This is a genomic window from Brevundimonas sp., assembly GCF_013823285.1.
Taxonomy (GTDB): Bacteria; Pseudomonadota; Alphaproteobacteria; order Caulobacterales; family Caulobacteraceae; genus Brevundimonas.
Genome location: NZ_PNLV01000002.1, coordinates 69,646 through 75,766 on the forward strand (window position 1 = coordinate 69,646; position 6,121 = coordinate 75,766).

5 protein-coding genes and 1 pseudogene are annotated in these 6,121 nt (G+C 70.5%); 5 read left to right on the forward strand and 1 reads right to left on the reverse strand.

Annotated elements, in window-relative coordinates:
* Positions 1–39 precede the first annotated feature (39 nt).
* The 5 genes from C0461_RS00865 to C0461_RS00885 all read left to right on the forward strand — a co-directional run bounded on the left by C0461_RS00865 (position 40) and on the right by C0461_RS00885 (position 5,680).
* Complete coding sequence (locus C0461_RS00865) at positions 40–1,290, forward strand: hydrolase (RefSeq protein ID WP_292103080.1); 1,251 nt, start codon at positions 40–42, stop codon at positions 1,288–1,290.
* A gap of 4 nt (positions 1,291–1,294) precedes the next feature.
* The gene (locus tag C0461_RS00870) at positions 1,295–2,302 is read left to right on the forward strand and encodes an arginine N-succinyltransferase (protein WP_292103082.1); all 1,008 of its coding nucleotides are present in this window, start codon (positions 1,295–1,297) and stop codon (positions 2,300–2,302) included.
* Positions 2,303–2,523: 221 nt separating this feature from the next.
* On the forward strand, positions 2,524–3,984 hold the full coding sequence (gene astD / locus C0461_RS00875) for a succinylglutamate-semialdehyde dehydrogenase (RefSeq protein WP_292103095.1): 1,461 nt from the start codon (positions 2,524–2,526) through the stop codon (positions 3,982–3,984).
* Positions 3,981–4,346, forward strand: a complete 366-nt coding sequence (locus C0461_RS00880; protein ID WP_292103103.1) for a hypothetical protein — start codon at positions 3,981–3,983, stop codon at positions 4,344–4,346. The genes astD and C0461_RS00880 overlap by 4 nt, the downstream gene beginning before the upstream one ends.
* Complete coding sequence (locus tag C0461_RS00885; RefSeq protein ID WP_292103106.1) at positions 4,343–5,680, forward strand: N-succinylarginine dihydrolase; 1,338 nt, start codon at positions 4,343–4,345, stop codon at positions 5,678–5,680. Before C0461_RS00880 ends, C0461_RS00885 begins: the two co-directional genes overlap by 4 nt.
* A 174-nt stretch (positions 5,681–5,854) precedes the next feature.
* Here C0461_RS00885 and C0461_RS00890 read toward each other — a convergent pair.
* Positions 5,855–6,121 (reverse strand): annotated as a pseudogene (locus C0461_RS00890) (divalent metal cation transporter); the annotation flags it as partial.

Sequence of the window (6,121 nt, forward strand, 5' to 3'; positions counted from 1 at the left end):
CTTGGCATTTATCCCGCCGGGCGCGTAGGGTCCGCGCGCATGAAGATTCACCCCCACGATCAGGTCGTCCTCGACCGCGTCGCCGAGGCCGGCGAGCGCATCCTCTCGCGCGCCGTCGCCTGGAGCGAGATCAACTCCGGCAGCCGCAACGACGCGGGCCTGGCCCGCATGCTGGAGGTGCTGGAGTCCGAGGCCGGGACCCTGCCGGCCGACATCGCGCGCATCCCCACGTCCCCCTCCTCCATCGTCGGCGACGACGGCCGGGTGATCGAACAGACCCACGCGGACTGCCTGAAGATCACCGCCCGCCCTGACGCCCCGATTCAGGTGGTCCTGACCGGCCATTATGACACCGTCTTCCCCGCCGACACCGCCTTCCAGACCGTGACGAAGCGCGCCGACGGCGCCCTGAACGGCCCCGGTCTGGCCGACATGAAGGGCGGCATCTCCGTCCTGCTGGGCGCGCTGGACGCCTTCGAGGCCCACCCCGACAAGGACCGCGTCGGCTGGACCGTGCTGCTGTCCCCGGACGAGGAGATCGGCTCCCCCGCCTCCGCCCCCCTGCTGGCGGAACTGGGCGCGCGCGGCCATCTGGGCCTGACCTATGAGCCGGCGCTGGCCGACGGCACCCTGGCCGGCGCCCGCAAGGGCAGCGGCAACTGGCACCTGATTGTCACCGGCAAGGCCGCCCACGCGGGCCGCGCCTTCGACGAGGGCCGCAACGCCGTGGCCGGCGCCGCCATCCTCGCCGCCGCCCTGCACGGCCTGAACGGCCAGCGCGAGGGCGTCAGCGTCAATGTGGCCAAGATCTCCGGCGGCGGCGCCCTGAACGTGGTGGCCGACAACGCCGTGGTCCGCTTCAACGTGCGCGTGCCCGATGCGCAGGCCGCCGCCTGGATCGAACACGCCGTCACCGAGATCGCCTCGACCCCGCCGTTCGAGGGCCTTCATCTGCACCTTCACGGCGGCTTCACCCGCCCGCCCAAGCCCATGGACGCGGCCCAGACCGAGCTGTTCGAGGCCGTGCGCCAGACCGGCGCCCTGCTGGGCCAGACCATCGCCTGGAAGTCCTCGGGCGGCGTCTGCGAGGGCAACAATCTGCACGCGGCGGGCCTGCCCAATATCGACACCCTCGGCGTGCTGGGCGGCGATATCCATTCCGACGACGAGTTCGCCTGGCCGGACAGCTTCACCGAACGCGCGCAGCTCTCCGCCCTGATCCTGTGCAAGACCGCCTCGGGCGAGATCGACGCCCACCGCCTGAAATCCCTTCGACTGGAGACCCTGTAACCGCATGCTCGTCGTCCGCCCCGCCGGGCCCTCCGACCTGGACTCCCTGCTCGAACTGGCCATCCTGTCCGGCCCCGGCTTCACCAGCCTGCCCGAGGACGCCGACGTCCTGTCCGAACGGCTGGACATCAGCCGCGACAGCTTCACCGGCGCGCTGGCCCCGCAGGAGCGCTGGTACACCCTGATGCTGGAGGACACCGCCACCGGCGACGTGGACGGGGTCGGCAGCGTCAAGGCGGCGGTGGGGCTGAAGCGGCCGTTCTTCTCGTTCCGCATCGTCAACCACACCCAGTCCTCGCCCTCCCTGAACGTGCGGCTGGATCACCAGACCCTGGTGCTGGTCAACGAGTGCACCGGCTGGTCCGAGGTGGGCTCGCTGTTCCTCAAGGCCGACCGCCGCAAGGGCGGCGCCGGGCGCCTGCTGTCCCAGTCCCGCTACATGCTCATCGGCGCGGGTCCGGAACTGTTCGCCGACAATGTGCTGGCCGAGCTGCGCGGCGTCTTCACCCCCGACGGCGCCTGTCCGTTCTGGGACCATGTGGCGCACAAATTCTTTCCCATGGAGTTCGACGACGCCGATCGCATGACCGGCTCCACCGACAAGCAGTTCATCGTCGATCTGGCCCCGCGCCACCCCATCTACATCGGCCTGTTGCCCGAGCCCGCCCGCGCCGTCATCGGCAAGGTGCACCCCCAGGGCGTGCCCGCCATGGCCCTGCTGGAGTCCGAAGGCTTCCGCCCCAACGGGCTGGTGGACATCTTCGACGGCGGCCCCACCGTGGCCTGCCAGCGCGACAACATCCGCACCGTCCGCGACGCCCGCACCCTGACCCTGTCCGTCGCCGACGAGGTGGACGTCGAACTGGTCTCCCTCGCCTCCACCGACAGCGTCACGGCCTTCCGGGCCGTGCGCACGAAGGTGGCCATCGACGGTGACACGGCCCATATGAGCAAGGAAGCCGCCGACGCCCTGAAACTGAAGCCCGGCGCGGTCGTTCGGGTTAAGAGCTGATACCCGTCTCCTCCCCATTCATGGGGAGGGGGACCGCGCCCGACAGGGCGTGGTGGAGGGGGCGGCTCGGCGCCTGCAGAACGAGCCGCCAATCCCTGACCGCCCGCGCCACCCGTTCCGTCACGGGCGCTGAGTCGCGCCCGCGCCACCTCCCCATCTCAAGTGATGGGGAGGAAACTCCGCGCCTTCACCCGCCGTCGCCGAAGCACTAGGTAGAGCCCATGACCCACTTCATCGCCAACCAATGGACCTTCGGCCAGGGCGCCGCCTTCACCTCCACGGACCCGGCCACCGGCGAGACGGTCTGGACCGGCGCCGAGGCCTCTCCCGCCCAGGCCGCCGCCGCCATGGACGCCGCCCGCGCCGCCTTCCCGGACTGGGCCGACCGCCCCCGTCAGGATCGCATCGAGGCGGTGAAGCGCTATCAGGCCGTGCTCAAGGAGCGCGCCGGCGACATGGCCGAGGCCATCAGCCGCGAAACCGGCAAGGCCCTCTGGGAGACGAAGGCCGAACTGGGCTCCATGGCCGGCAAGGTGGACATCTCCATCCGCGCCTATGAGGAGCGCACCGGCGAGCGCGAGGCCGAGACCGCCTTCGGCCGCGCCGTGCTGCGCCACCGTGCCCACGGCGTGGCGGCGGTCCTTGGCCCGTACAACTTCCCCGGCCACCTGCCCAACGGCCACATCGTCCCGGCCCTGCTGGCGGGCGACACCGTGGTCTTCAAGCCGTCCGAGGAGACCCCCCACACCGGCCAGCTGATGGCCGAGGCGCTGGAAGCCGCCGACCTGCCGACCGGCGTGTTCAACCTGATTCAGGGCGGCCGGGACACCGGCGCCGCCCTCCTCGACCAACCTATCGACGCCCTGCTGTTCACCGGCTCGGGCGCCGCGGGCGCCCACTTCCGCAAGAAGTTCGCCGACGATCCCCACGTGATCCTGGCGCTCGAGCTGGGCGGCAACAATCCGCTGGTGGTGTGGGACGCCGCCGACGCCGAGGCCGTGGCGGGCATCGTCATCCAGTCCGCCTTCATCACCACGGGCCAGCGCTGCTCCTGCGCCCGCCGCCTGATCGTGCCCGAGGGCGCGGCCGGCGACGCAATCATCGAGGCCGTCCGCGCCCTCGCCGACCGCCTCACCTTCGCCCCCTGGACCAGCGACGGCGAGGTCTATGGCGGCCCCCTGATCTCCGCCCGCGCCGCCGACGGCGCCCTCAAGGCCGTGGACGCCCTGATCGCCAGCGGCGCCCGCGTCATCCGCCCCTTCGGCCGCATCGAAGGCCTGTCCGACGCCTTCGTCACCCCGGGCGTCCTCGACATGGCCGAGGCCCGCGACATCCCCGACGAGGAGATCTTCGCCCCCGTCCTGCAGGTGTACCGCGCCGCCGATTTCGACGCCGCCATGGCCCGCGCCAACGACACCCGTTACGGCCTGTCCGCCGGTCTGGTCAGCGACGACCCGGCCAACTGGGACCGCTTCCAGCGCCGCATCCGCGCGGGCGTGGTCAATTTCAACCGGCCCACCACCGGCGCGGCGGGCGACATGCCCTTCGGCGGCCTCGGCGCCAGCGGCAACCACCGCCCCAGCGCCTACTACGCCGCCGATTACTGCGCCTATCCCATGGCCAGCTTCGAGGCCGTCGCCGTCTCGGACATCACGTCTGAAATCAAGGGATTGAAGGCGTGAGCTTATACGGTCTGCCAAGCCGAAAGATTGGTCCGGAGCCGACGCTGAACCGCATGGGTCGGCGCTTGGGGACGACGCTTTTTTGCACAGCCATGGCGGCCGTTGTCGCGACCTTCACCGTCATCATCGGCATCCTCTTCGACGACGCCGCCTTGTCGTATCGCATCGAAAGCTGGTGTCTCGTATTCTGGATGTGCGGTCTGGTTTTCGCGGTCCAGCTCTTGACCAATCGACGATGGCTGGACGGTGCGTTGACACTGATCGTTGTCGCGATCATCGGCGCGTTGGTCTGGCGGTTCGCAGCACCGCTTCTGATCGCCAGCGGCATCCTTGGCCCCTACATCATCCCGATTGAATCATGACCTCAGCCTTCGAAGCCAATGCCGACGGTCTGATCGGCCCCACCCACTCCTATGCGGGCCTGTCCCCGGGCAATCTGGCCAGCGCGCTCAACAAGGGCGAGGCGTCCAACCCCCGCGCCGCCGTGCTGCAGGGTTTGCAGAAGATGAAGCTGCTGGCCGATCTGGGCGTGCCCCAGTTCGTCCTGCCGCCCCATGAGCGCCCCAACATCCCGTTCCTGCGCGGCCTCGGCTTTTCCGGCTCGGACAAGGCGGTGCTGGAGCAAGCCTGGCGCGCCGCCCCGTCCTTCGCCGCCGCCGCCTGTTCGGCCAGTTCCATGTGGGCCGCCAACGCCGCCACGGTGACGCCCAGCGCCGACACCGAGGACCGCCGCGTCCACTTCACCCCGGCCAATCTGATCACCAACCTGCACCGGGGCCTTGAGGCGGAACAGACGACACGCGCCCTGCGCGCCCTCTTCCCCGACCGGGACATCTTCAAGGTCCACGACCCCCTGCCCGCCGCCCCGCACCTGTCCGACGAGGGCGCCGCCAATCACGTGCGCCTGTGCGCCGACCACGGCGAGCCGGGCGTCAACCTGCTGGTCTGGGGCCGCGAGGCCTGGGAGGCCTGGGATGGCGCCTTCCCCGCCCGCCAGACCCGCGAGGCCAGCGAAGCCATCGTCCGCCGCCACACGGCCGGCCGCCCCGTCCTGGTCCGCCAGAGCCGCGCCGCCATCGCCGGGGGCACCTTCCACAACGACGTGGTGTGCGTCGGCACGCGCGAGGCCCTGCTGTTCCATGAGCTGGCCTTTGAGGACCCGGCCGGGACGAAGGACGCCATCCGCCGCATGGCCGACGGCCTGTTCGAACCGGTGTTCATCGAGATCAGCGACAGGGACCTGCCCCTAGCCGACGCCATCTCCAGCTATCTGTTCAACTCCATGCTGGTGACCCTGCCGGGCCGGGATCGCCTGACCCTGATCTGCCCTACCGAGACCCGCGACAACGACCGCTCGCGCGCCGTGGCCGAGACGCTGGTGTCGGGCAACGGCCCCATCGGCGCGGTGGAGTATGTGGACGTGCGCCAGTCCATGCGGAACGGCGGCGGCCCCGCCTGCCTGCGTCTGCGCGTGGTCCTGACCGACGAGGAGCTGGACGCCGCCAACCCGGCCCAGCGCCTGACCGACGAGCTTTACGCCCGCCTCTCCATCTGGGCCGCCACCTGGTACCGGGATGCGCTGACCCCCGCCGACCTGGCCGACCCGGCCCTGCTAGACGAATCCCGCGGCGCCCTGGACGAACTCACCGAAATCCTCGATCTGGGCGGCGACTTCTATCCGTTCCAGCAGAGCTGACGACCTCTCCTCCCCATTCATGGGGAGGTGGCGCGGGCGCGACTCAGCGCCCGTGACGGAGGGGGCGGCGCGGGCGGCAAGGGGTTAGCGGATCGTGTGGCAAGCACCGGGCCGCCCCCTCCACCACGCCCTGCGGGCGCGGTCCCCCTCCCCACAGGGTGGGGAGGAGATCGCTTACGTCACCAACCCCCACAGCTCCCGGCCCGCCAGCACGCAGAACAGCGCCGCCGCCGCCGCCAGCATGCCGTTGGACAGCCAGCCGCTGCGCCATGCCTTCGGCGTCCGTTCGCTGTTCAGCAGCCACATCAGCGTCAGGGCCAGGAACGGCATGAACAGCGCCCCCAGCACGCCATAGGCCACGATCAGCCCGAACGGCCGCCCCAGGAACAGCAGCATCATGGGCGGGAAGGTCAGCCACAGCAGATAGCCCCGGAACGCCGG